This is a genomic window from Brevundimonas sp. FV2ps16 (genome assembly GCF_058681075.1).
Genome location: NZ_CM178728.1, coordinates 3,284,604 through 3,309,314, shown reverse-complemented (window position 1 = coordinate 3,309,314; position 24,711 = coordinate 3,284,604). Strand labels below are relative to the sequence as shown.

The 24,711-nt window shown below is 63.8% G+C and carries 21 protein-coding genes; 10 read left to right on the top strand and 11 right to left on the bottom strand.

Features of this window, described 5'->3' with window-relative positions; translation table 11 throughout:
• Positions 1 to 6: 6 nt before the first annotated feature.
• Together ACW170_RS16060 and ACW170_RS16055 are read right to left on the bottom strand one after the other, a co-directional pair.
• Positions 7 to 1,827 (bottom strand): tetratricopeptide repeat protein, encoded by a 1,821-nt coding sequence (locus ACW170_RS16060; protein ID WP_492087623.1) that lies wholly within the window; start codon positions 1,825 to 1,827, stop codon positions 7 to 9.
• A 319-nt stretch (positions 1,828 to 2,146) separates the two neighbouring features.
• The gene (locus ACW170_RS16055) at positions 2,147 to 3,085 is read right to left on the bottom strand and encodes a phytanoyl-CoA dioxygenase family protein (protein WP_492087621.1); all 939 of its coding nucleotides are present in this window, start codon (positions 3,083 to 3,085) and stop codon (positions 2,147 to 2,149) included.
• A 140-nt stretch (positions 3,086 to 3,225) separates the two neighbouring features.
• Here ACW170_RS16055 and ACW170_RS16050 point away from each other — a divergent pair, with 140 nt between their 5' ends.
• On the top strand, positions 3,226 to 4,938 hold the full coding sequence (locus ACW170_RS16050) for an O-linked N-acetylglucosamine transferase, SPINDLY family protein (RefSeq protein WP_492087620.1): 1,713 nt from the start codon (positions 3,226 to 3,228) through the stop codon (positions 4,936 to 4,938).
• Here ACW170_RS16050 and ACW170_RS16045 read toward each other — a convergent pair.
• The 5 genes from ACW170_RS16045 to ACW170_RS16025 all read right to left on the bottom strand — a co-directional run bounded on the left by ACW170_RS16045 (position 4,935) and on the right by ACW170_RS16025 (position 10,135).
• A complete protein-coding gene (locus ACW170_RS16045; RefSeq protein WP_492087619.1) occupies positions 4,935 to 5,933 on the bottom strand; it encodes a fatty acid desaturase in 999 nt (332 codons plus the stop codon). The two genes, ACW170_RS16050 and ACW170_RS16045, sit on opposite strands and share 4 nt — an antisense overlap.
• A gap of 5 nt (positions 5,934 to 5,938) precedes the next feature.
• Positions 5,939 to 6,745, bottom strand: coding sequence for a class I SAM-dependent methyltransferase (locus ACW170_RS16040; RefSeq protein ID WP_492087618.1), 807 nt, complete (start codon positions 6,743 to 6,745; stop codon positions 5,939 to 5,941).
• Positions 6,746 to 6,786: 41 nt separating this feature from the next.
• Positions 6,787 to 7,881 (bottom strand): FkbM family methyltransferase, encoded by a 1,095-nt coding sequence (locus ACW170_RS16035; RefSeq protein WP_492087617.1) that lies wholly within the window; start codon positions 7,879 to 7,881, stop codon positions 6,787 to 6,789.
• A 14-nt stretch (positions 7,882 to 7,895) separates the two neighbouring features.
• On the bottom strand, positions 7,896 to 8,978 hold the full coding sequence (locus tag ACW170_RS16030; protein ID WP_492087616.1) for a hypothetical protein: 1,083 nt from the start codon (positions 8,976 to 8,978) through the stop codon (positions 7,896 to 7,898).
• 104 nt (positions 8,979 to 9,082) lie between these two features.
• Entirely contained in the window at positions 9,083 to 10,135 is a 1,053-nt protein-coding gene (locus tag ACW170_RS16025; protein WP_492087615.1) for a Gfo/Idh/MocA family protein, read from the bottom strand.
• A 294-nt stretch (positions 10,136 to 10,429) separates the two neighbouring features.
• Between ACW170_RS16025 and ACW170_RS16020 the strand changes: the two genes are divergently transcribed.
• Positions 10,430 to 11,515, top strand: a complete 1,086-nt coding sequence (locus tag ACW170_RS16020; RefSeq protein ID WP_492087614.1) for a class I SAM-dependent methyltransferase — start codon at positions 10,430 to 10,432, stop codon at positions 11,513 to 11,515.
• Positions 11,516 to 11,770: 255 nt separating this feature from the next.
• Here ACW170_RS16020 and ACW170_RS16015 read toward each other — a convergent pair whose 3' ends face one another.
• The gene (locus ACW170_RS16015) at positions 11,771 to 12,910 is read right to left on the bottom strand and encodes a DegT/DnrJ/EryC1/StrS family aminotransferase (protein WP_492087613.1); all 1,140 of its coding nucleotides are present in this window, start codon (positions 12,908 to 12,910) and stop codon (positions 11,771 to 11,773) included.
• Positions 12,911 to 13,696: 786 nt separating this feature from the next.
• Between ACW170_RS16015 and ACW170_RS16010 the strand changes: the two genes are divergently transcribed.
• From ACW170_RS16010 to pseB, 4 genes are all read left to right on the top strand, one after another.
• Entirely contained in the window at positions 13,697 to 14,665 is a 969-nt protein-coding gene (locus ACW170_RS16010; RefSeq protein ID WP_492087612.1) for a hypothetical protein, read from the top strand.
• Complete coding sequence (gene pseH / locus ACW170_RS16005) at positions 14,665 to 15,222, top strand: UDP-4-amino-4,6-dideoxy-N-acetyl-beta-L-altrosamine N-acetyltransferase (RefSeq protein ID WP_492087610.1); 558 nt, start codon at positions 14,665 to 14,667, stop codon at positions 15,220 to 15,222. The genes ACW170_RS16010 and pseH overlap by 1 nt, the downstream gene beginning before the upstream one ends.
• Complete coding sequence (pseI, locus tag ACW170_RS16000) at positions 15,219 to 16,244, top strand: pseudaminic acid synthase (RefSeq protein WP_492087609.1); 1,026 nt, start codon at positions 15,219 to 15,221, stop codon at positions 16,242 to 16,244. Before pseH ends, pseI begins: the two co-directional genes overlap by 4 nt.
• 168 nt (positions 16,245 to 16,412) lie before the next feature.
• A complete protein-coding gene (gene pseB / locus ACW170_RS15995; RefSeq protein ID WP_492087608.1) occupies positions 16,413 to 17,414 on the top strand; it encodes a UDP-N-acetylglucosamine 4,6-dehydratase (inverting) in 1,002 nt (333 codons plus the stop codon).
• 380 nt (positions 17,415 to 17,794) lie between these two features.
• Here the strand turns inward: pseB and ACW170_RS15990 are convergent, their stop codons facing one another.
• Entirely contained in the window at positions 17,795 to 18,370 is a 576-nt protein-coding gene (locus ACW170_RS15990; RefSeq protein WP_492087607.1) for a superoxide dismutase family protein, read from the bottom strand.
• Positions 18,371 to 18,492: 122 nt separating this feature from the next.
• Between ACW170_RS15990 and gyrA the strand changes: the two genes are divergently transcribed.
• Entirely contained in the window at positions 18,493 to 21,270 is a 2,778-nt protein-coding gene (gene gyrA / locus ACW170_RS15985; protein ID WP_492087606.1) for a DNA gyrase subunit A, read from the top strand.
• Here gyrA and ACW170_RS15980 read toward each other — a convergent pair whose 3' ends face one another.
• Together ACW170_RS15980 and ACW170_RS15975 are read right to left on the bottom strand one after the other, a co-directional pair.
• Complete coding sequence (locus ACW170_RS15980) at positions 21,271 to 21,699, bottom strand: type II toxin-antitoxin system VapC family toxin (RefSeq protein ID WP_492087605.1); 429 nt, start codon at positions 21,697 to 21,699, stop codon at positions 21,271 to 21,273. It abuts the gene before it with no gap.
• The gene (locus ACW170_RS15975; RefSeq protein WP_492087604.1) at positions 21,689 to 22,183 is read right to left on the bottom strand and encodes a DUF7662 domain-containing protein; all 495 of its coding nucleotides are present in this window, start codon (positions 22,181 to 22,183) and stop codon (positions 21,689 to 21,691) included. Before ACW170_RS15975 ends, ACW170_RS15980 begins: the two co-directional genes overlap by 11 nt.
• 49 nt (positions 22,184 to 22,232) lie before the next feature.
• On the opposite strand from ACW170_RS15975, the gene ACW170_RS15970 reads away from it, so the two are divergent.
• From ACW170_RS15970 to ACW170_RS15960, 3 genes are all read left to right on the top strand, one after another.
• Entirely contained in the window at positions 22,233 to 23,039 is an 807-nt protein-coding gene (locus ACW170_RS15970; protein ID WP_492087603.1) for an aminotransferase class IV, read from the top strand.
• Positions 23,040 to 23,304: 265 nt separating this feature from the next.
• Positions 23,305 to 23,793: a pantetheine-phosphate adenylyltransferase gene (gene coaD, locus ACW170_RS15965; protein ID WP_492087602.1), complete on the top strand. Its 489-nt coding sequence runs from the start codon at positions 23,305 to 23,307 to the stop codon at positions 23,791 to 23,793.
• Between the two features lie 8 nt (positions 23,794 to 23,801).
• Positions 23,802 to 24,689, top strand: coding sequence for a peptidylprolyl isomerase (locus ACW170_RS15960; RefSeq protein ID WP_492087601.1), 888 nt, complete (start codon positions 23,802 to 23,804; stop codon positions 24,687 to 24,689).
• Positions 24,690 to 24,711 lie beyond the last annotated feature (22 nt).

Sequence of the window (24,711 nt, the reverse complement as noted above, 5' to 3'; positions counted from 1 at the left end):
AGGATTTCAGGCCGCATCAGGCCGCGATCCGCTCGTGCGATCCGACAGAAGCTCCTCGCTCAGGGCCTCGGCCATCTGCTGCATCACCTGCTCCCACTGATCGAACTGTGTGGCGTGGAAGACGCGGGCGGAAGGATAGCAGGGCGCTTGATCCGAACCGAACCCCGTCCACGAACCCGGACCGGCGCTGACAAACACCCGCGCGCCCACCGCCGCTGCGATATTGGTCGTCGCCGTGGATGGCCCCATGACGGCGTCCAGCGCGCAGCAGAGCGCCGCCAGGTCGTCGAGATCCATCTTCAAATCGATGCCGGGCGGCGTCCAGATGTCGAACCCGCGCGCCCTGGCCGCCGCCAGGTCTTCCTCGGCATTGGCATATTGAAGGTTGATGAACCGAACGCCTGGCGTTTCGAGAACGGGGCTCCACAGTGTGAACGGCGAATAGTGGCGCTGGCGCGACCCGCCCATCTTCATGCTCTTCCACAGCACGCCGACATAGGGGCCGGGTCCGCTGTCTTCGAGCACCTGACGCCAGTGCGCCACGCGTTGCGGATCGGGGGCCAGGAACCCCGGATCGCGGGGGAAGGCGGCGAGGCTGGTCCGGAAACGCCGGAAGAGACTGGCCATGGGAGTCCAGAAGTCGATCGGCGCGGGCTGATCGCCCAGATCGACCGTCCGAAACAGGGTGTTGAACTGACGGACGGTCTTGTGCGGCCGCACGTCTGCCCGCGGAAAGCTGCGCTGGAACAGGGTCACCAGTCTTCGTTCGACAGCGATGATCAGCCGGCCATCTGGGCCGAGGGCGTCCAGGGTGTCGCTTATGATATTGGCGAAAAGGACTTCATCACCCAGGCCCTGTTCGCCGTAAATCAGCAGGCTCTTGCCGCGCAGGTCGTCGTCAAGCGCCCACCGCCTGCCGAATTCGGTGAAGACAAAGGCGCCTTCCGAGGCCGCATCGAACCGAGCCTCATAGCTGTCGAACCCGCCGACCAGGTCGCCGGTCAGCAACTGGGTGAAGGCCTTCGCCAAGCGGATGGAGGCAATTTCGCGGGGGTCGGTCAGGCCTTGCGAGGCAAGGTCCATGTCCTGAAGCGCCCTTTCGGATTCGCCGAGAACGGTGAGGCAGTAGGCCCGGTTATGGCGGGCCTTGTGGAAGCCTGGATCCAGTCGAAGCGCCTCGTCATAATAGACCATCGCTCCGGCAATATCGCCGCTCTCGCTCAACACCGTGCCGAGGGTGTTCCATAGAACCGGGCGTTCGGGATTGCCGTTGATGCTGTCGCGCAGCAGCGCGAACGCCTCATCATATCGGTTCTGGTCGCGAAAGACGCAGGCCAGGCCGTCGGCGACCTCTTCATTGCCTGGCTCGCCCGCCAGAAAGCGTCGGAACAGCCTCTCGGCGATCTCCAGCTTGCCGAGGCGATAGGCCAGCTGACCCACTTCGCGCACCACGGAGAGATCATCGGGGGCCAGCCGAGCGGCGGCTTCATAGGCGGTGAACGCCTTGGCGAACTCGCCCTGTTTGTCGAAAGCCACGGCCAGCATCCGCCAGGCCAAGGCATTGCTGTCGTCCAACTCGAGCGCCTGCTGAAGACGCGTCGAGGCGGTGACATAGTCCTGCCGAGCCAGCGCCTCCAGACCGGTCTTCAACCGGATCAGGGTCTTTCGCCGACTCGCCTGCGCCTTGGCCGAAAGCTTGGCGCCGCCGCGGCTGTCTTTTTCCTGCGCCTTTATGAGGCGGGCGAGGGAGTCCGATAGAGCCGAATCCCCTTTAAGCCCTTCGAGGATCGGGCGCGGTCGTGATGCGGAATCTTTGAGCCGGTTCACCAACTATCTCCTCGATCGGAACATAGTTGCAAAACGGGGTTAACGTGATCTTTCCCCGCCTCGGCCAATTCCTCCGGGACCAGGCGGGCGGCCTTGCGAGCGACCCCTGTGCGGCGACGGCGCAACGGGTAATCTTGCTAGGGAGCGGCGGGCGATTAGACTATCTGGTCACGAGGACTCTGAAGATGCGCAGCGCTCAGCGTCGGCGTCGGACAAGCATCATGGGCGATGGCTTTTCCGTTAATGGCGCAGGGTAGGGCGTTTTAGACTTCGCGAAGCTAACCTGGCAGCGCGATGGGGGACCACTCACCTCAACGGATCAGATATCGACCTGGCGGACCACGTTTGACCTGATCTGAGCTGCGCCGTTCGCCGCAAGGTCCACGCGGGTTGTCTGCAGCCGCAAGGGGCCGCGGATGGTGGCGTTGACCGCGTCCAAGCCAGTCGCCCCGGCGGATCGCCGGCCGATCAGATAGCGCAGCGAGATGCGCTCATGATCCGCAGCATCAGGTTGTGTGCCGTGGAGGGTAAAGGGGTGCCACAGGGCAGCGAAACCCGTTCCGCCGGTCAAGACCTTTTGGCGCACGGTGATCGCCTGATCGTTGGGGCCCCGGTAACGCCAGGTATCGGTGTTCGCGCGCTCGAGCGAATGCGGAAATATGGTCGCACCAAGACTATGGCTGCCTTCCAGCAGGAACAGCGGTGCATCCATTCGACCCACCGGATGGAGGTAGACATAGAGGGTCAGGAAATCGGCGTCCCGATCCTTGAAGTCGATGATATCCTGATGGAAGTCGATCCCGTAAAAATAGGTGACGTCGCGATATTCGGGCTTCACATAGGGGCCCAGATTATTGACCGGCTGGCCGTCAATACGAGCCTTCAGCCAATCCGGGATTGATCGGACGGGCACGCCGCACACCACCTTGCGGTCCATGACATAGTAGTCCCCGCCTAGGATTTCGGTCAGCGCCGCGACCACCTGCGGATCGTGTTCGACAAAGGCCAGTTGCGGCTCGAACCTATCCAGGAGATTGCGGCCGGGCCGCGGATTCACACCCTTGTACTGCGGGGTGTGATCGAAGGCGGCTTGGTCGAGGAATAGGCTGTGATCGAACCTGCGGACCGCCTTGATCCGGTTGAGCAGATCGCTAGCTGCGGCGGGGTCGAGCGGCGTGTCGAACAGGTAGGCCCCGTCGGAAACCAGGGCATTCGTGATCGTCTGCTGAACCAAGCCTGGGCGGGTCGCGAAGGACATGCCGATTCTCCTATTTGCGACAGGATCGTGGGCAGAGCTTAACCGGAGTTAAATCACTGGTCGGTCCAAAAGGCAGGCTTAGTTAACGCCTCATTCAGCGGTGCAGCCCAGTCTCTCCTCATTCAATCGGAGCCGCCCGTATGTCTGCCGTTCATGCCAGCGACGCTTTCGCCGACATCCCGACGATGGAAAAGGGGCGCGCCGCCTTGGCGCGGGGAGATGCGGGCGAGGCGGTAGAACTGTTCTATGCCATCAGCCAGGCCAAGCCAGCCGACTGCGAAAGTCGCTACTGGCTCTACAGCGCCTTGGTCGCGTCCGGGCATCTTGAGATCGCGGGTCCGACCCTGGACGACGCCCGCAACCTGCATGCGGTGATGGTGATCCGTTCGGTTGGCGGCGACATGGAACGCTTCCGTACCGATCCCGCCTATTGCGGGGCCCTGGGCATGCAGCTGTATCAAGCCAAGTTGATGGGGCCGGCGACCCTGGCGTTTGGCACGGCGCTGGATTTGGACAATCCCGATCAGACCCTCATGCTCAGCTACGGTCTCTCCATGCAGCATCAGGGCCGGCTTGAGGGGGCGATGGAAGTCTTTCGCCTCGCAGCCGAGACGTTCGCCAGTCCGATCATCCACGAGTTCATGCTGTGTCCGGTGTTCATCGCCCAGTTCAGCCTCGCGCAGATGGCCGAAGAAGCCCGCAAATGGGGCGAGCTCTATGCGCGCCCGGCGACTTCGAACTCTGTCGCTTTCGCGAACTCGCGCGACATCGACCGGCCCCTGCGCATCGGCTATATCGGTCCGACCTTCACGCGCAATCAGGTGACCCAGTTCTTGTTGCCGGTTATCGAGGCGCACGATCCCTCGGCGGTCGATGTCCATCTTTACTGCGCCGATCCGGAGACCGAAGGGCCGCTTCCCGCGACCTGCAAGCTGCGCAGGATCGGGAAACTTCCGAGCGAGGATGTTGCGGCGATGATCCGTGACGACCAGATCGACATCCTGGTCGATATCTGGGGTCACACCGCGGGCAGTTGCCTGCCCGTGTTCTCGCTGCGCCCTGCTCCTATTCAGGTCGCCTGGATCAATTTCCTACAAAGCACCGGCCTGCCGTGCATGGACTATGTTTTCCATTGCGATGGAATGGCCGTCCCTGGAACGGAAGCGTTTTTCACCGAGAAGATCTGGAGCCTGGGGGAGCTGATGAGTCCGAGCCGGCCGGCGTCTGACCGGCCGGATCCGATCCCAACGCCCGCCCTTAAGAACGGCTATGTCACCTTCGGATCGTTCAACAACCCGGCCAAGCTGAACGAGAAGACGGTCGCGGCCTGGTCGCGGATTCTGCGGAAACGGCCAGACTCCAAATTGATCCTCAAATACGGCTACTTTATCGACCCGGTGCTTCAGAGAGTGACGCAGGCGCGCTTCGCCGGGTACGGGGCAAACCCGGGCCAGCTGGAATTCCGGGGCGAGAGCAGGGGGCTCGACTACCTGCGTGAGTTCCAGGACATCGACCTGGCCCTTGATCCTTCGCCGGCCATCGGTGGGGCCACGACCCATGACGCGCTCGGCAACGGCGTGCCAGTGCTGTCGAACATGGGGGACAACTACTATGCACGCAGCGGGGCCTGTACGGTGCTGCCTTTGGGCATTCCCGAGTTGGTGGCCGACGACTGGGATGATTACGTCCAGCGCGCGCTCGACCTGACTGCCGACTTTGAAGCTCTGGACCAGCTGCGCTCGCGAATACGCCCGGCGTTCGAGGCCTCGTCCTACCGTGACGAAGCCGGCTTCACGCGCATCCTGGAGGGCGCCTACCGCGAGATGTTCGCTCGTTGGGCGACCACGGCCTAAAGGCCTTTCGAACCGGGAACGCGCGTCGTCCTGCCCGTGAAAAAGCCTTCACGCGCCAGCAGTTTCAACCCGCTCCAATACCCGATCTCGATGTGACGGTGCTTGCCGCCCCGTCGAAACGCCTCGTGCACACCGCGCAGGTTGTAGTGCGGGATGGCCGGAAAGTAGTGGTGTTCGAGATGGTAGTTCATGTCCGCGTAGAAGAACCCGGTGATCGGGTCGAGCACCACGGTGCGGGTCGAGTTTTCATAGGCCCCATCAGTCTCGTCCGCCGACAGGTTGAAGTGCTGCAGCGACGCCAAGGTCCGGTTGGGAAAGGTCACGCAGAACGGCGCGAGCGAGATCGCCAGCGCTAGGAATGGCGAATGAAACGCCAGACAGGTCGCTATCAGCAGTGCCTGCCCAGCCAGGACTGCGCGCGCGCCCGTTCTCAGCTGGGCGAACGCCTGGCTACCGGGGACAAACACCTTGCCGGCTGCGCCTTCCGGGGCGACACCGACGGCATTTAGTATCAGGATCCGGAGCCGGCGCAGTAGTGCACCGACGTCCACGGTCAGCAACGCCAAGGTTTCGAGTAGCGTCAGCCGTCCTTGTGGGTCGGCCTCCAGGTCGCCGTCCCGCAGCGTGCCGCGGTGATGCGCTGGATGAGTGACCTCGAAGTAGCCGTAGTTGTTCCAGGTTAGGATCGAAAAGAGCCGGAATAGGGCGAGGTTCAGCCATCGCGTCTTGAAGGCGGAGCGGTGAAAGAGCTCATGGCCGATCCCGGCCCAGCCCAGAAAAGACCAGGCCATGAAGTGTGGGATCAGCAGCAGGAGGGCAGGGATGGCATGGCCTGTCGAAAACAGGAGATTGCCGCACGCGAGAAGCGTGACGTGGTAAGCCGCTCGAGCCAGCAGAAGTGTGGCCGCCAGTCCGTCCCGCTTTGATGACAGCCTTCGATAGGCTTCTCGACCGAGGAGCTTTCGAGCGTCGATTGCGCTGTCGATGTCGGCCATCGAGACTAGGCGCCGATCTTCAGGAAATCGCGCCCTAGCGGCCCGATCAGCAAGATCGCCAGCATCGTGTGTTGGACACAGACAACGACCTCATTGCTGGCCAGACCATTCACGAAGCTCGTCACGTCGCTGTGGATGTTCGAACTGAAGTCGTGAAAGACGATGATTCCGCTGTCCCCGACCATCTTGCGAGCGTTCGCGGTGTCGATTGTTACGGTTGCGGTATCGTGTCCTCCATCGACGAACACCACGTCGACCGCGCCTTCCAGTCCGTGGGCGGCCGGATCGAACTGTCGGCTGTCTTGCTGGAGAAGGTGAAGCCTGGACTGATCGGCGGCCGAGAGGGCGGTGGTGTAGTGGGGGCCACGCGCGCCCTGGGCCCCGCGTAGATATTCGTCGTTGATATTGCCGTCGCTTCTCAGGGCAGCCCTGGTGAAGGACTCGAGCGGCTTGTCGCTGACATGGTTATCGCCGAGGTCGAGCGAATAGACGGTGCAGTCGGCGGCTGAGTTTTCGACGAACAGAGAGGTGGAATAGCCCAGGAACGTCCCGAACTCGAACAGTTTGCGCGGCTTGACCAGCCTGACCAGCGACACGAGGACCGAGGCTTCTAGCAAGGTGACGCTGCCGATGTCGCTCGATGGCACGTTGATCGTCATCGAGACGGGCATGGGATCGCTCGCCTCGATCTTCATGAACACGACCTTGGGCTTGATCACGATTAGGCCGGACGTACGGCTTTCGAAGCGCGCCAACAGTTCGGCGGGGCTTTCGATGAGGCCGAGGGTTGGCGCTGAAGGATCAAGGTTCATGGCGGTTCCGATCGAAGAGAGGCCAGGGCGGTGCTGCGCCGTCAGACGAAAAACATCACGGTTTCCGACCAACCCTGGGTGTAGTGTCTCAGATACACCTTGTAATCTGGGTGGATGGAGCGGGCGTAACGCCACACGGTTCGGAAATCACTGGCGCGGTGATAGACGGCGATGGCCAGCTTGGGACGATCTGCACGGATGCGCCGCTCGCATCCGGCCAGAGCCGTCAGCTCCCAACCTTCGAGATCCATCTTGATGAAGGTCACGGGCTCGGTGACGATCAGGTCCAGTGTCGTCATCTGTACCTCCTCACCCATACCGGAGGTGACAGAGGACGCCGATCCGGCTCCGGCGTTAAACGTCATGCTGCCGGCGGCGTCTGACAGTCCCTGTGTGTGGAACACGATGTCCCGATAGCCCGCGAGCCTGACCTTCGCCGCACCCATATTCTGTTGCGACGGCTCGAACAGATGCACCCGCCGATAGTCGGGGCACCGGCGGCAGAACTCCTCGGTCGTGTCGCCGTCAAAGCCGCCCGCGTCCACGAAAACCTCAGAGCGCAGGTGGATGAACGGCTCGAAGTACTGGTCCTTCACGCGGACCACATAGTCGCGCATGATCTCAACGTTTGCCGTCAGGCGGTAGCGGACGAGATCCAGCAGGGTCTGGCGAGACAGCGCGTCTTCCAGGCTGTCGAAGATGTCGGCCCATTCCGCCTCGAACGATTGCCAGTCATGGCGTTGGTCCCGTACGAACTGGGGATGGTCGATCGCGCCCCCAGCGGCGTGGATGAGGTCGTGGATCGAGACGACCGACACGCGGCCGACGGACCTGATCTTCTGCTCGACGGCGACGGGGCTGATCGAGGTCGAGCAGTTAATGACGATCGCACCCGCGGGAAGTTGCTCAGTAGAGACGGCAGGAAGACCATGCCAGACTGACCCTGGCTCGGCGAAGTCGTCCAGCACGCCGTCCAGCCTGAGTTTGCCGATCAGGTCCAAGGCCTGTTCGTTTCGACCAACGACGAAGCACGGACCTGTGAAAGCGCCCGACAGCAGCGTCCGAGCCAGGTGAAGGTTGGCGGGCGCCGCGCTGATCGCGGCATTCACGGTTGTCCTGAAATCCTGTTTGGTCATCGCTTCACCGCCCCCTAGCTCAGAACCGAGTAGAGATCGCCGCACAGAGTGCTTGCCATGAGTTCGTCGAGCGCCGAGGCGGTCGCGGTTCGAGCGAAGAGAATGCCGATCCGGGCGAACGGAGCCTGTGCGACGTGGTCGCCGACGCGCGCTTGCGGGAAGAAGTGTTCGATCTGGATCGGCCGGTGGAACTGGAGCGACCCGAAAACCTGCGCCTGCCGCAATGTGATGGTGTGGCGCATGATTGCGCCATGGCGCCGCGCGCTGTCCTTGAAAGGCTTGTCTATGAACGGTCGGGTATAGTTTTCCGCGTAGTCGAAGCCGGTCGAAAGCGAGATCAGCAGGCTGTACAGGTCGCCGGGGCAGCGGCGAGTGATCTCCACGATCCAGAACTGATCGCCGTCGGCGATGAACTGGGTGTGGATCAGGCCGGACGTCAGCTTGAGGTCGCGGGCGATCTGTTCGATCGACGCCCGCACCCTGCCCAACAGCGCCGGTGCGAAATCAGGGACTAGGCAACTGGTATCGACCGTGAACGGATTGATGGATCCGTGCTCCTCCACGATGAACTCGGCGACCACCCCCTCAGATCCCAGGAAGGCGGTGTGGCTGTAGAGTTGGCCTTCGACGAACTCCTCGATGAGGCAGTCGCCGGTCGCCGAGAACGATTTGGCCAGGGCCAGCGCCGCGCCGATCTCGCCCACCGTCGGCGCCTTCAGGGCGGTGACGCCGCGACCGCTATAGGCGTCTACGGGCTTGACGATGACCGGTCGACCGGCGACTGCATCCGCCTCGTCGATCTGGCGAGGCGCAGGAATGCCGTGAAGCGCGGCATAACGTCGGAAAACCTGCTTGTTGCCCAGGGTGCGGACGACCTCCACCGGGTCGATCCCCGGAAACGGGCGGCCCGCGCTGATCGCGGCGCAGGTGTCGTAGGAAAGGTCGTTGCACCCGGGGACCAGGTATTTCGCCCCCAGCCGTTCCAAGAGCATCCGCGTCGCCTCGACGTCGGAATAGTCGAGGTTGATGTAGTTTGGCACCGTCTTGGCGAGGAAGTCGTCTTGATTGCGCCCGACGACATGGACCTCAAGCCCCACATCCACGAGGTACTGGTGGATGGGCGCCGATGATATATTGGTGTCGAGCAGGATGACCCTATCCATCGTCCGACTGGTCCTTCGTGCAGCGCATGTCGAACCTTCTAGTCCTTGAGCTCGATCAGTGACTTCGTTTCGCCCGAGCGGCGGATTGCCTCCACGACCCTCATGTTCTGCGCGCCGTCAAAGACGGTCACAACGGGGGCGGCGACGCCCAGGATCACGTCCAGAAAGTTGTCGAGTTGGCGTTCCAGCGGGTTTTCTCGAACCACGGGGATCACTTCCTCGACGAGCGGTCTATGCCAAGAGGCGGCTTGCGGAGCCGGGTGCGACTTTAGTCGCATTGTGGGAAAGTCCAGCGAGCCTGACGTTCCGGTGATGCTGTAGCAGTCCTCGTCGGCATAGGTGGGATAAATGGAATTTTCCCGTGAGGTCTGTTCCCAGCTCCGCGGCGAGGCGCCGGTGTCCGACAGGACGAAGGTTCCGAGCGCACCGTTCCGGAACTGAAGATTGATCGCGACCGTGTCCTCCACGGGGAACCGGCGCAGTGTATTGGAGATGATCGCCTGGACGGCCGAGATCTCGCCGCACAGCGTTCTCATTATCCCGATTTCGTGGATCAGGTTGATCAGGATCGGTCCGCCGCCCAGCTCACGCCGCCACGGGCCGGCGTCGAAATACTCCGGCGGCTTGTAGAAAATCGCGCTGCCCTGGATGGCCACAAGGCGGCCCAGCCGACCCTCGTCGATGATGGCCTTGGCCTTCGCCATCAGGGGGCTGTGCGCCCGATGATGACCGACGATCGCCTTGGCCTTGCGCCGCTCGACGAGATCCACCAGACGCACGGCATCTTCGTAGTCCGACGTGATCGGTTTCTCGATCAGCACGGGGATGGCTCGTTCGACACACAGGCGGGCCTGATCGTAGTGGAACTCGTTGGGCGAAGAGATGACCACGCCCGACGGTGCGAGAGCGTTCAGACACTCTTCCAGGTCATGGAACAGTGGGACGTTCAGCCGCTGGCCCACATCGTTGAAGACTTGTCGCACGGGCGTGACGATGCCGGCCAGCTCGCAGCGCGGGTTCTTCAGGATCAGCTCGATGTGATTCAGACCCATCAGGCCAGGGCCTATGACGACCAGTCTCTGCTTGGTCACTGCATAGGCTCCACCCTTCGCTGATCCGGTGCGCCGCCACCGAGACAGGGCTTCGACCTTGGGAGGCGCGAATGAGCGAGGCCGAGACTGGCGACTAGGATGAGGATGCTGTGCTCCTGATTCGCAGAACTGAGAGTCTATCGAGCGAAAAACATCGAATGGTTAACGGGTCCGGCGCGGCCTGCCCGGCCCGCCGACGTTGAGAGCCTGCCTGGGGATGATCTAAGGCTGCTGTTTACCATCTTCCGACCATGGTCGCTCCTAGATATGCCCCCGCGCTGCTGGATGAACGAGATGTCAGTGACCCTAGTGTTTCCGGTATCGACACCGGGCGGTCTCGCCTACCTCAAACAGGCGCTGGATCGGGGGGAGCGGGTTGTCGGCGCGTCATCTGACACGAGCGACCCGACTGACGGCACGGTGCCCTGGACGCGGCTGCCGCTTGTGCACGATCCCGAATTCCCTGCCGCCTTCCTGGCCCTCGTCCAGACGCACGGCGTCACTCAGATCCACGCCTCGGCCCACATGGTCCATGCAGCGCTCGGCGACGTGCTGCGCGAACATGACTTGACCCACCTGCGGATCATCAATCGGTCCGCCCTGGAGGAGGAGTTCGCTCGCTGGGACGACATCTTCGCGCGTGCCGAACAGTGGCAGCGCTTCATCGCCAAGGTCGCACCCGGCCAGGCTCTGCCGGACCTGGCGTTCTTGGCCGGTACCATCCGCATCGCCTTCGATCTGTTCGGGGAATCCTACGACGACAAGCTGGCTGCGCTGTTGGCCTGTCTGCTCGATGCGCCGCAAGGGGACATCGTCGAGATCGGATCGCTATTCGGCCGCTCCGCGAGCGTTCTGCTGGCCGGCCGGTCGCTGGGCAAGTCAGAGCGGCCCCTGTTCGTCTTCGATCCGTGGAGCACGGAGGCCGGCGCGCAGAAGGATTTGCCGCAAATCATGCAGGACTATACGCGGGCGGCCAGCTTGGAACGTGTCGCGCTGGCGTTTGAAGCGACATTCGCGGCGCTGGCCCCGCCGGGTACGATGACAGCCTATCGTACACCGTCCGTCTTGGGCCACGCGATTTACAGCGGGAACGCGGACGGGGAGGCGGTGCGCCTCCTGAAGTCACGTCCGGAGCTGAAGCCCTCGGGATGCATCGCCCTGCTACATATCGACGGAAATCACGATGCGGCCTGCGCGGCGGAGGACGTTACGCTCTGGTCGCAGCTGGTGGGCCCGGGAGGGTGGGTTGCGATCGACGACTACTGCTGGCGCTACGGCGATGGACCCAAGCTCGCCGGGGACGCGTTACTGGAGCGTTGGGGCGGCAGCATCGCACGCGCGTTCGTTGCGGGCGGATGCCTCTTCGTTCGGCGCGCCTGACCCGTCGCGTCGAGCGGACGTTCGATAGGACTCGTCGAAGTCGCACACCAACGAGACAAAGTTTATGACGCGCCGGGCCCATGCGGCTATCGTGATCCCGTCATCGCATACGACGCGACCGCGAGCGGTGTCTACCACGCCACGCGGTCGCCACGTCGGCACCGTCCTTGGGAACGGGGCGCAGTGTACCTGTCCGGCGGACAGCGTCGGAAATATGAGGACGAACTGTCGCGGCGGCGCACTCGCTGGCCAGCGTTACAGGTCCACGAGCGCCGTGGCGAGGGCCGACGAGATGCGGGAAATTTGACGCTCGTCCATGTCGACGGCGAAGGGCAGGCCGAGCACGGAGCGCCCCAGCAAGTCGGTCGCCGACAGATCACCACGTGGACACTGAGCGAAGGCGGGATTGGCGTGGCAGCCCCGATCCCACCAGCGCCTGGTCGCGATATCCTGAGCCGCCAGAGCCTTTTCCAGCCCACCGGCCGATCCGTCCGGCAGGCGCACCGAACAGGCGCTGGTGACCCATTGGACGCCCCATCCGGCTTGGAATCGCACCTGGGGCAGGAAGGTCATGGCGGCGCGCATCAGCCGCCCGGTCCGGAGGTATTGGAGTCGGTCGGCGTCCCAGCTGTCCAAAGCGGCCAAACCCACTGCGGCCGCGTATTCGCTGAGCTTGGCATTGGTGGCGGTGACTTGCGAGGCGCGCGAGCCGCGAAAGCCGAAGGTGGTCAGCTGACGCACCCGCGCGGCCAGATCGGCGTCGAGGGTTGCGAGAAACCCGCCCTCGCCTATACCCACGACCTTGGTGGCATGCAGGCTGACGACGGTGGGAATGTCGGCCGCGTGGGCCTGATCGAACGCGGCGGCGGCGTCCAGCACGACGACCAGGCCGGTGTCGTCGCGCAAGGCCCTCCAGCCGTCGAGGTCTGGCATGGCGCCGAAGGCCGCAACGGCGATGACCGCCGAGACCGGGCCTGGCGCCGCGGCAAGTGCGGCGCGCACCGTCTCAGGGTGCAGCATCCAGTCCTCGGCGTCGACATCAAGGAACCAGGGCGCGAGCCCGGCGGCGATCACGGCATGGGCGGTGGCGACGAAGGTATAGGAGGGTAGGGCGACCAGACTGCCGTTCGGCAGGTCCAGCGCCTGGAGGGTCAGGGTCAGGGACTGGGTGCCGTTGACGCAGGTGACGACGTGGGAGTCCGCCTCGAACCGCTCCGCCAATCGGGTTTCGAACGCGGTCAGCAGAGGGCCGAAGTTCGAATAGTTGCGGCTCTCGTCTATCCGCCGCAGATAGGGCAGAAGAGCGTCCGCCGATGGGAGGCGGGGACGCGCTGCGGGAACGATCTCGCGTACGATTTCTGAGGCAAGATGAAATGCGCCACTGTCGCCCGCCATGCTTAAAACTCCGCGCGAATCGGTCGCTTACGAAACGACCGTGAAGGCTAACTTTAGATGCCGGGTGCGGTCAACTTAACCGGCAAGTAAAGCGTAAGGACCGCAGCATGAGATCCGCACTTTCAGTGACTTGGCTGCGCAGCAGCCTCGAGCACGCGCGGGATCGAATCATTAGCAACCATCTTGAGCTCACGATTGTTCAACTTGGCCGTTGCGAGCCGAGGCCGTCCGTCGGCGCTGTCAGCTTAATCGCCGACGGATGAAGTTCGCCCTACCCCAGCCGATTTAAGCGGTCGCTGCCGACCATGCGGTGTCTGCCTCGGCGCGTAAGTGGCGAAGGGTAGGGCGGCTGATCAGGTGGCGCTAGACGTTGAAGGTGTTGCAGACTGCGGCGTGGGTGGTGAGGAATCGCTGGGCGGAGGCCAGGGATTTGAGGCCTGTTGCAGCTGTTCTCGTAGTCGGATTGGCAGGTGCGAGTTCTTGACCCGATTTTTCTCTCGGAGGCGGCGACTGTATGGTCAGAGTCTTAGTGCGGCGACTTCGATCGTCGCGATGGCTTATTGAGACTGTATTGTCAGTTCAATAGTCGTGCATCGCAGCGGCAAATCGCGTAGCTAGGCGAGAGGACAACCCGGCCGAACCTTTTCGCGGGGACATTAACGCCATGACCCACGTCGAAATCGAGGTTCAGGACATGGACGCCAAGGTGGATTGGCGGTTGACCGAACGCCAACAAAGTGTGCCTCATTCCGGCGCATCGCGATGACTACGCCGGGATTGCTTATAGTGTTCACCGAAGGCGATCGGGTCCGGGGCCTCGGCCACGTCAGTCGGTGCAGCGCATATGCGGAAGGCTGGTTGCTGCGAGGCGGACAGGTTCGCTGGATTCTGGACGGTGACGCGGTCGCTGTCGCCGCGATCGGCTCCGGGCAGGACGTGATCCAGCGTCGCTGGCAGGAGGACGGGCAGAGCCCGAGCGGTCTGCGGGCGGGCATCGCTCTGATCGACAGCTATGCCGCCTCGGCCGAGGCTATGGAGACGATCGCATCCAATTCTGACGTCACAGTCTTCATCGATGACCTGGGCTCGTCCTATCCGTCGGGCGTGGTCGTTCATCCGGCCCCCGATCGGCCGGTCTCCGAGACCTCCGAAAACGAATGGGTGCTGAACGGTCCGTCGTGGCAGCCTTTGCGTCCGCCGTTCTGGGATCTGCCGGAGCGCCTGCCCGCGCGGCCCGACATCGAGAGGATTCTGGTGATCTTCGGCGGAGGCGACCTGCACGGGCTCGGCGTGCCCATGGCCCGTTTGGCCCAGCAGGCCTACCCTGCGGGGAGGATCGATCTGGTGCTGGGCGCCGGCCAGCCGGCGCCGCCCGTGATGCCCGGCGTGTCCGTGCATCAGGCGATCGACGCCGCCGCCATAGCGTCCCTGATGCTGGAGGCGGACATCGCAATCAGCGGTGCGGGGCAGACGGTGTTCGAACTCGCCCGGTGTGGAACGCCGGCCATCCTCGTCGGAATCGCCGCCAACCAGAAGGCCAATCTCGATCACTGGCCGGCCTTGTGCGGCTATATTGTCGCGGGCGTTTGGGACGCTGCGGACCTCGAGGCGCGCGTGAAGGCGGCGATGGCTCAACTGCGGGATCCCGTCGTGCGACAAGACATCGGCGCCAGAGCCGCAGGCGTGGTCGATGGGCAGGGGGTTCGACGTCTGTTCGATCATCTCGAACGGTCCATGGTTCAGGAGCGCGTCTGATGCGTTATGCCGATTGCCGATTGCGGCCGATGGCGGAGGGGGATCGCGCCCTCGTCCTGTCGTGGCGCAATCAGGATCGGATCCGCGCCAATATGTACAGCGACCACATCATCACGGTCGACGAGCATGCCCGTTGGTTCGATCGGAGCCTGGCCGACCGATCCGCCGTCTATCGCATATTTGAATACGGCGACCGACCGGTCGGCTTCGTATCCTTCACCGAAATTGACCGGACCCATGGCGGCGCCAACTGGGCCTTCTATCTGGGTGAGACGGACACGCCGCGCGGATCGGGCGCCGCCATGGAACTGCTCGCGCTGGACGAGGCGTTCGGGCCGGTCGGAATCCGCAAACTGTGCTGCGAGGTGTTCGCCTTCAACGGCGGCGTCGTCCGGCTGCACGAGCGGTTTGGCTTCACCCGCGAAGGCTTGCTTGCGAAAGCGCGTCTGAAGGATGGCGAGTTGCAGGATATCATCTGTATGGCGCGGTTGGCCGACGACTGGCCTTCTGATCGGGCGGCCTTGATGGCGAGCGTATTCAAGGAAGATGCGGCATGAGCTTCACCTACCCGGACCATGTGTTCATGGTGGCGGAGCTTTCGGCCAACCATGGCGGTTCGCTTGAGGTTTGCCTCGAGACCGTGCGCGCCGCGGCCGCCGCCGGGGCCGATGCGATCAAGGTCCAGACCTACACGGCGGACGGGATCACCCTTGACTGCCAGACGACGCCTTTCCAGATCAATGACGGAACCCTGTGGGACGGCGCGACCCTGCACGACCTCTATCTCGAGGCTCAAACGCCTTGGGAATGGCATGCGCCGATCCAGGCGGAGGCCCATCGCCTGGGTCTGACCTTCTTCTCGTCGCCGTTCGATCTCGAGGCTGTCGACTTCCTGGATGAGATGGACGTGCCGATCTTCAAGATCGCCTCGTTCGAGATCGCGGACATCCCGCTGATCGAACATGCGGCGTCCAAGGGGCGCGCGATGATCATCTCCACCGGCATCGCCAATATGGGTGACATCGAGGAGGCGATCGCGGCCTGTCATCGGCAAGGCAACCATGACATCACCCTGCTGAAATGCACCTCGGCTTATCCGGCGCTGCCGTCGGACGCCAATCTGGCGACGATACCGGTCTGGGCCAAGACCTTCGGCCTCAGGATGGGCTTGTCGGATCACACGACCGAGAATGCGGTCGCCATCGCCGCAGTGGCGCTGGGGGCCCAGGTAATCGAGAAGCACTTCATTCTCGACCGCGCCATCGGCGGGCCTGACGCGAGCTTCTCGCTGACGCCGGACGAGTTCGCCGGCCTGGTCAAGGGCGTCAGGATCGCGGAACAAGCCATCGGCGGCGTCCAGTCTGGACCCACGGGCCAGGCCCTGGTCAACCGCCGCTTCGGCCGATCACTGTTTATCGCGATGGACATGAAGAAGGGGGAGGCTTTGACGCCCGAGAACCTTCGTTCCGTCCGCCCCGGCGACGGCCTCCACCCCCGGCATTATCGCGAGCTCCTCGGGCGCAGATTGCGACAGGACGCTGTGAAGGGCACCCCGCTGGTCTGGTCATTGCTGGACTGACAGACCATGGGGCGATCGCGGGAGGCTCTCGGCGCCTTGGAGAGTGTTGCTGATGCTGCTCAGGACATGCGAAAACTTGCATTAGAGCCTTCCGGGCGCTCTTCAGACGCGTCGGCGCTGCGGATGCCGGTCTGCGCGCAGCATTAGTTTAGGGCACCAGAAATCGCCATGTTCGACGACAAATCGGTACTGATCACGGGAGGCTCGGGCTCCTTCGGGCGGATGTATGTCCGCACCATCCTGGAGCGCTACGATCCTAAGCGGGTAATTGTCTATTCGCGCGACGAGCTGAAGCAGTTCGAGATGCAGCACGAGTTTTCCGATCCGCGCATGCGTTTCTTTCTCGGCGACGTGCGTGACAGGGATCGGCTGATACAGGCCACGCGCGGCGTCGATTTCATTATCCATGCGGCGGCGATGAAGCAGGTGCCGGCGTCGGAATACAATCCGACAGAATGTATCCGCACCAACATCAGCGGCGCCGAGAACGTCATTGCGGCGGCCCTGGCCAATGACATCGAGAGCGTCATCGCCTTGTCGACCGACAAGGCGGCCAGCCCGATCAACCTCTACGGGGCGACCAAACTCGTCTCGGACAAGCTCTTCGTCGCCGCCAACAACATGGCGGGCAGCCACCGCACGCGTTTCTCGGTGGTTCGCTACGGCAACGTGGTGGGGTCGCGTGGTTCGGTCCTGCCGCTGTTTGAAAAGCTGATCGCCGAAGGCGTGGAGTCCCTGCCCATCACAGATCCGCGCATGACCCGGTTCTGGATTTCGCTGCGTCAAGGAGTCGAGTTCGTCCTGACCAATTTTCAGCGGATGCAGGGGGGGGAGATTTTCATTCCGAAGATTCCCTCTGTGAGAATTTCCGATCTGGCCGAAGCGTTGGCCCCCGGCATGCCCACGCACGTCGTGGGCGTCCGGCCGGGCGAGAAACTGCATGAAGTCATGTGCCCGACCGACGACTCACACCTGACTTACGTTTTCGACGACCACTATGTGATCGCCCCTACCATCCGCTTCCACAACATACAGGCCGATTTCGGCAACAACGCGCTTGGGGAAGTCGGTGAGCGGGTCACACCCGGCTTCCAGTACGACTCCGCGACCAATCCCCACTTCCTGACCGTTGAGGAAACGCGGGCGTTCAACGCCCAAGCGGCCTACTGAGGCGGCGGGACCAACTGCATCTTCCCCTTGGCCAGCCGCTAGTCCGTCGGCGTATCGATGTCCTGCGCCTCCAAGCCGATCAGCCATTTCCGCCGGGCCAAACCAACGCAATGTCAGGCTATCCTCCTCTAAACCACACCTCCTGTGGGATCGGACCCTGAGGACGGGGCAAGCGGTAAAGTCTCAGCGACGAGGGTTTCCCGCAAGCAGTCTGGCGGACGGATCGTTGCACGCCGTCGCCCAACAATCAGACCCTTGTAACTTCGCAAACGGGTCGCGCACTGCCATCACGCAGGTGCCGAAGCGAGACATTCGGATCGTCACCGCGAGCAATCGGTGCCGGTGAATTCCCGCCCGAGTATGACGGAGAGAGTGAGGCGTCAGCTCGCGCTCAACGCCGCGCAGGCCACCCGGTCGCCCGCGCCGCCGATGGGCTGGCTGGCGTGGTCGTCGGGATTGGCGTGGATAATGATCGCCGATCCGTCGGTATCCCACAGCCATTGGCCGGGCCCTTCCGAGGAAATCCGCGCGCGGGTCGAAAACAGTTCGGCGTTCACCTTGCCGTCGGCGCCGGCGTAGACGTTCGGCAGGTCGCCGTCATCGGGACCGGCGGCGTTCAGCAGGCCGTGCGGCGCCTTGGGTTCGCCGTGGTTGATATGGGCGCCGGACGAGGTGAAGGGCGCGGCGCATTCGCCGGTCGCATGAATATGGATGCCGTGCCAGCCGGGCGTCAGGCCCGAGGCCTCGACCTTGATCACCAGGCCGGTCGGGCCCTGACGCAGATCGACCCGGCCGATATTGGCGCCCTGGGCATTGACCAGGACGGCCTGTCCGGTGGCGCCGACGGGGGCGCGTTCGGCCTGCATCTGGGCCGCGTCGGCGGTCGAAGCGCAGGCCCCGATCAGGGCCAGAGGGGAGGCGAGGAGGAGGGCGGCGGCGATGTGGTTTGCGCGCATGTGGAAAGTCCTTTCAGAGACGGGCTTTCACGGCGACGTCGCTTTGCCACCGAGGCCCTGGAATGCTAGAAATCGTCACAGCGGATCACGTTCCGATTCCGGCCGCATAAAGCCACGCTTCATTGACCGACGACAGCTACGAAAACGCCGCGACCCCCATCGTTCCGGGAGGCGGCGGCTCCGATATTTCCACGATCACGATCGAGGACGAACTGAAGCGTTCGTACCTCGACTACGCCATGAGCGTGATCGTCAGCCGCGCCCTGCCTGACGCCCGTGACGGGCTCAAGCCGGTTCACCGTCGCATCCTGTACTCGATGCACGACTTGAACATGACGCCCGAGCGCAGCTATTCGAAATGCGCCCGCGTGGTCGGCGACGTGCTGGGCCGGTTCCACCCCCACGGCGACGCCTCGGTCTATATGGCCCTGGTGCGGATGGCTCAGCCCTTCTCGATGGGTCTGATGCTGGTCGACGGCCAGGGGAACTTCGGCTCGGTCGACGGCGATATGCCCGCCTCGATGCGTTACACCGAGGCCCGGATGGCCCCGGCCGCCGTCGCTCTGATGGCCGATATCGACAAGGACACCGTCGATTTCCAGCCGAACTACGACGAGAAGGAACTGGAGCCGGTCGTCCTGCCGAGCCGGATTCCCAACCTGCTGGTCAATGGCGCCGGCGGCATCGCCGTCGGCATGGCGACCAACATCCCGCCGCATAATCTGGGGGAGGTCGTGGATGCGGCCCTGGCCCTGCTGGACGATCCCAACGTCACCGACGACGCCCTGCTGGACATCGTGCCCGGCCCCGACTTCCCGACCGGCGGCGAGATCATGGGCCGCACCGCGCCGCGCAATGCGCTTCGCGACGGTCGCGGCTCGGTCGTCGTGCGCGGTCGCGCCTCGGTCGAAGAGATCCGCAAGGATCGCGAAGCCATCGTCGTCACCGAACTGCCCTATCAGGTCAACAAACAGACCCTGATCGAGCGGATCGCCGAAATGGTGCGCGAAAAGCGTCTGGAAGGCATTTCCGACGTCCGCGACGAATCCGACCGCCAGGGCATGCGGATCGTCATCGAGCTGAAGCGCGACGCCTCCGGCGACGTGATCCTGAACCAGCTGTGGCGCTATACCGCCATGCAGAGCTCGTTCGGCGTCAACATGCTGGCGCTGAACCACGGCCGACCCGAACAGATGGGCCTGCGCGACCTGCTGCAGATCTTCCTCGAATTCCGCGAGGAAGTCGTCGTCCGCCGCGTCAAGTTCGAACTGAACAAGGCCCGCGACCGCGGCCACGTCTTGGTCGGTCTGGCCGTCGCCGTCGCCAATATCGACGAGGTCATCCACATCATCCGCTCCTCGGCCGACCCGACCGAGGCGCGCGAACGCCTGCAGGCCAAGCCCTGGCCCGTCGGCGACATGATGGCCCTGGTCGAACTGATCGCCGACCCGCGCAGCGTCGTCATCAACGGCGACAGCCTGCAACTGACCGACGAACAGGCCCGCGCCATCCTGGCCCTGACCCTGTCGCGCCTGACCGGCCTGGGCCGTGACGACATCTTCGGCGAGGCGAACGGCCTGGCCGACACCATCCAGGGCCACCTGACCATCCTGTCTGACCGCAAGAACGTCCTGGCCATCATTCGCGACGACCTGATCGACGTGAAGGCCAAGTTCGCCGTCCCGCGTCGCACCCTGATCGGGGAAGGCGACGGCGAGATGGAGGACGAAGACCTGATCCCGCGCGAGGACATGGTCGTCACCGTCACCCACGGCGGCTACGTCAAGCGCGTCGCCCTGAACGCCTATCGGACCCAGCATCGCGGCGGCAAGGGCCGTTCGGGCATGTCGATGAAGGACGAGGACGCCATCACCGGCGTGTTCAGCGCCTCGACCCACACCCCGGTCCTGTTCTTCGCCACCAACGGCAAGGCCTACAAGCTGAAGACCTGGCGTCTGCCGCTGGGCAATCCGCAGTCGCGCGGCAAGGCCTTCGTCAACCTGCTGCCCATCGAGCCGGGCGACAGCATCATGAACGTCCTGCCCCTGCCCGAGGACGAGACGACCTGGGGCGACTACGACATCATGTTCGCCACCAGCTCGGGCGACGTGCGCCGCAACAAGCTGTCGGACTTCGCCACGGTCAACCGCGCCGGCAAAATCGCCATGAAGCTGGAAGGTGACGACCGCATGGTCGGCGTCGGCCTGTGCACCGCCGATGACGACGTGCTGCTGACCACGGCCCTGGGCCGCGCGATCCGCTTCAAGGCCGACGATGTGCGCGTCTTCAAGGGCCGGGACTCGACCGGCGTCCGGGGCGTACGCCTGCAAGACGGCGACGAGGTCATCTCCATGGCCATCCTGGGCCGCGTCGATGCGACGCCCGAGGAACGCTCCGCCTACGTCAAACACGCCAACGCCATGCGCAAGGCCCTGGCCGGCGCGGAGGCGGAAGAGGATGTCGCGGCTCCGGCCGAGGCTGAAGACGAGGTCGCCGACGCCGCCCTGACCGTGGAACGGATCGCCGAACTGGGCGCCGCCGAACAGTTCATCCTGACGGTCACCGAGACCGGCTTCGGCAAGCGATCCTCGGCCTACGAGTATCGCCGCACCGGTCGCGGCGGCCAGGGCCTGACGGCTCACGGTCTGGGCGGTCGCGCCGGCACACGCCTGGCGGCGGCCTTCCCGGTCGAGGAAACCGACGACCTGCTGCTGGTCACCTCGGGCGGTCAGATGATCCGCACGCGGATGGATCAGGTCCGCATCGTCGGCCGCTCCAGCCAGGGCGTCACCATCTTCCGCACCGGCAAGGACGAAAAGGTCGTCTCGGTCGAACGCCTGCCGGAAAGCGGCGGTTCGGATGAGGCGGACGCCGCGGGTGAAGAGGGCGGCGAGGACTGATCAGGCGACAAGGACGAGGCGGTCGGCGAAGCCTTCCGCCTCGGCGCGTCGAACCAGTCGTGCGTCCAGCGTCGCGACCTGGCTGTCTCGCCCTTCCGCCAACGCGATATAGGTCGCGTCGTAGACGGAAAACCTGTGACGCACGGCCAGGTCATAGGCGCGCTTCAACAGGTTTGGCAGTGATACCGGCATGGCCATCATGCCACGCACTGTATCAACGGCTTCCGCCCCGAGTTGCTCCGAGCATTCGCCTCGCCAGACCTTCTTCGCCGCTATGCTGGCGATTTCGAGCGGCATCAGGTCGGATGCGATCATGATCCGCTCGGTCCTTACACAATCGCCCAGAAACCGTCTGGCGGCGGCGGAATGTTCCTCGTCGAACACGGCCGCCGCAAAGACCGAGGCGTCGATCACCACCTCATCGGCCATCGCGATCTTCCCGGATCAGATCGACGCTGGAGACGCTGGAATAGGTCGAGCGGCCGCGCGACTGGTCCATCCTGTCCAGAAACGCCTCGTTCCGGCTTCGTGCGGTTTCATTCAGCAGGAGGGTGACGGCGGTTCCAAGATCGACGCCGCGCTCCTGACAGGTGCGCTCGACTAAACTGCGCGCAGCGGGCGTCAGGGCCGCCAAGGATATAAGGGCGCCCTCTACCACAGTGTCGGTCTGTTCCTTTACGAAGGTGACCTCGTTCCGAGCGGAGTTAAGCTTGGCTTTGCGGCCCGCTTTCAGCCAGGCCTTGGCCTGAACATGGGTGTCGGTATTGGCCCACCATTGACGCTTGATCCGCTCGTCATAGGCGGATTGGGGAAGCTTCCGACCCAGCAGGGCTTCGATCTCTTCGAACGACAGGGTGAGGGCGTTTTGCTTTGTCTGAGCGAGGCGGTATTCCAGAGGGGCGTAAACCGACATATCGGCAACTCCAAAGTTATATAACTTTATATATAGGTACATACCGATCATGTCGATCCTGATCGACGGCCTCCCCGCCACCCCTGACGACCTCGCGCACCAAGCCCTAGTCAACTACGGCGCCTACACCTCCTTCCGCGTCGAGCATGGCGGGGTCCGGGGCCTGGACCTGCATCTCGCCCGCCTCGACCAGGCCGCCGTCGAACTGTTCGGCGAAAGCCCCGGCGAGGCCGAGTTCCGGCGTCTTTTGGCTCTCGCTGTTGAGGGACGTGACAAGTCATGGATACGCGTCAGCCTGTTCTCGCCCGAGATCGGCCATCGCAATCCGTCCTTCGTCGGCCGACCCAAGGTGATGACCGTCGTCTCGCCGCCCCCGCCGCCGCTGGCGACCCAAATGCGGGTGACGGCCGTGGCTCATGGCCGCGAAACGCCCCACCTGAAACACGTCGCCACATTCGGTCAGACGCGCGTGCGCCGGGCCGTGCGGGCGGCGGGCTTCGACGACGCCCTGTTCGTTGATGACCAGGGTCATGTGTCCGAGGGCGTCACCTGGAACATCGGCTTCATCGAGGGAAACCGCATCGTCTGGCCCCAGGCGCCGATGCTGGCGGGCGTGACCCAAGTCCTGATCGCGCGGGGGCTGACCGGGCTGGTCCTATCGTCGCAGACCCGCCCGGTGCACGTGTCCGAAATGGCGGGCTTCGATGGCGCATTCCTGTGCAACAGCGCCACGCCTGCATGTCCCATCACTGCAATTGACGACACGGTTTTCGCCGTCGATCCGACCCTGCTGACGGCGATCGAAACCGCCTGGGCCGCCAATGATCCGCTGCCTTTGACGGTCCAGAACTCCTAATTCTGCAAGAAAAATTTAACGAATTCAGCATCTCCGTCTGCGAACTCAGCAATCAGCGCGCCTGGGTTTACGGCGGGTGTAAAGTCGCGCAATGACAGACGTGACGCTAAAACCCGCCCCGCCGTCCCACCCGCCTGCATTGGCGCTTTGGCGCTTTGTCACCCTGTTTTTGCGACACGCCACTATGCCAACCGGCTGCTAGGCCGAACCTTTCGCACCTGCTAAGTCACGCCGAACAGCAGGCGACAGGCTGGGGAGACACGCCATGCGCATCGGACTCTATCCGGGCACCTTTGATCCGGTGACCAACGGTCACACCGACATCATCAAGCGGGCGCTGAAGCTGGTGGATCGACTGGTTATCGGCGTGGCCCAGAACGACGACAAGGGGCCGTTGTTCACCACGGCCGAACGGGTCGAGATGCTCCAGGCCGAGGTGGCGAACTTGGGCGGCGACATCGTGGTCCAGCCCTTCTCGACCCTGCTGATGCATTTCGCGGAAGAGCTGAACGCCAATGTCATCATTCGCGGTTTGCGCGCGGTCGCCGACTTCGAATACGAGTTCCAGATGACGGCTATGAATCAGCGCCTCAATCAGGACATCGAGACGGTATTCCTGATGGCCGATCCGCGGCATCAGGCCATCGCCTCGCGGCTGGTCAAGGAAATCGCCCGTCTGGACGGCGCGATCGACAGTTTCGTCAGCCCCGCCATCGCCGCGCGCGTGCGGGACAAGGTCAAGAACAGAGGATGAGTGCGTCAATGCGTCTTGGTGTGATCGCGGCGGCCGCCGCCGCTCTTCTGGCGTCGGTTGCGACCCAGGCTCCGGCTCCGGCTGTGGCTCAGGCCAAGGCCCCAGCCCAGGTTCAGGCTCCCGCTACGGACTGGCGCACCGTCGCGCCCGAGAACCTGCTGGTCATCGACACGCCCAAGGGCCGGATCCTGGTCGAGCTGACGCCGGTCGCCGCGCCCGCCCACGCCGAACGTATCCGCACTCTGGCCAACCAGGGCTTCTATGACGGGTTGAAGTTCCACCGCGTCATCCCCGACTTCATGGCCCAGACCGGCGATCCCCAGGGCACGGGCGAGGGCGGCAGCGAACTCCCCGATCTGAAGGCCGAATTCAACTTCCGTCGCGGCCGCGACGCCGGTTTCGTCGCCGTCCCGAACGCCGGACAGGGCGTGCGCGGTCTGGTCGGCGTTCTGCCGGTCGAGACCCAGCCGGACGCCCAGATGATGATCACCGCCGATTTCAAGGTCGGCGCCCACGGCCTGTTCTGCCCCGGCGTCCTGGGTATGGCCCGCGCCGGCGCGCCCGACACCGCCAACAGCCAGTTCTTCCTGATGATGGGCGACCGGGATCAGTTGAACGGCGTCTATACCGCCTTCGGTCGTGTGGTTTCGGGCCTGGATGTGGTCAACAAGCTGAACAAGGGCTCCGACGCCGACGACGGCAAGGTCGCCAACCCCGACGTCATGACGCGGGTCCGCATGGCCTCGGCCCTGCCGGAGGGCGAACGTCCCACCGTGCGGGTGCTGAACCCCGCCAGCGCCGCCTTCGCCGAACGGATCGCCGCCACCCGCACCGCACGCGGCGGCGGCTTCAGCATCTGCGACGTCCAGCCGGTGGCCGAGGTCGTCGGCGGCTAAGGGATTTCATGAGGGGGCAGGG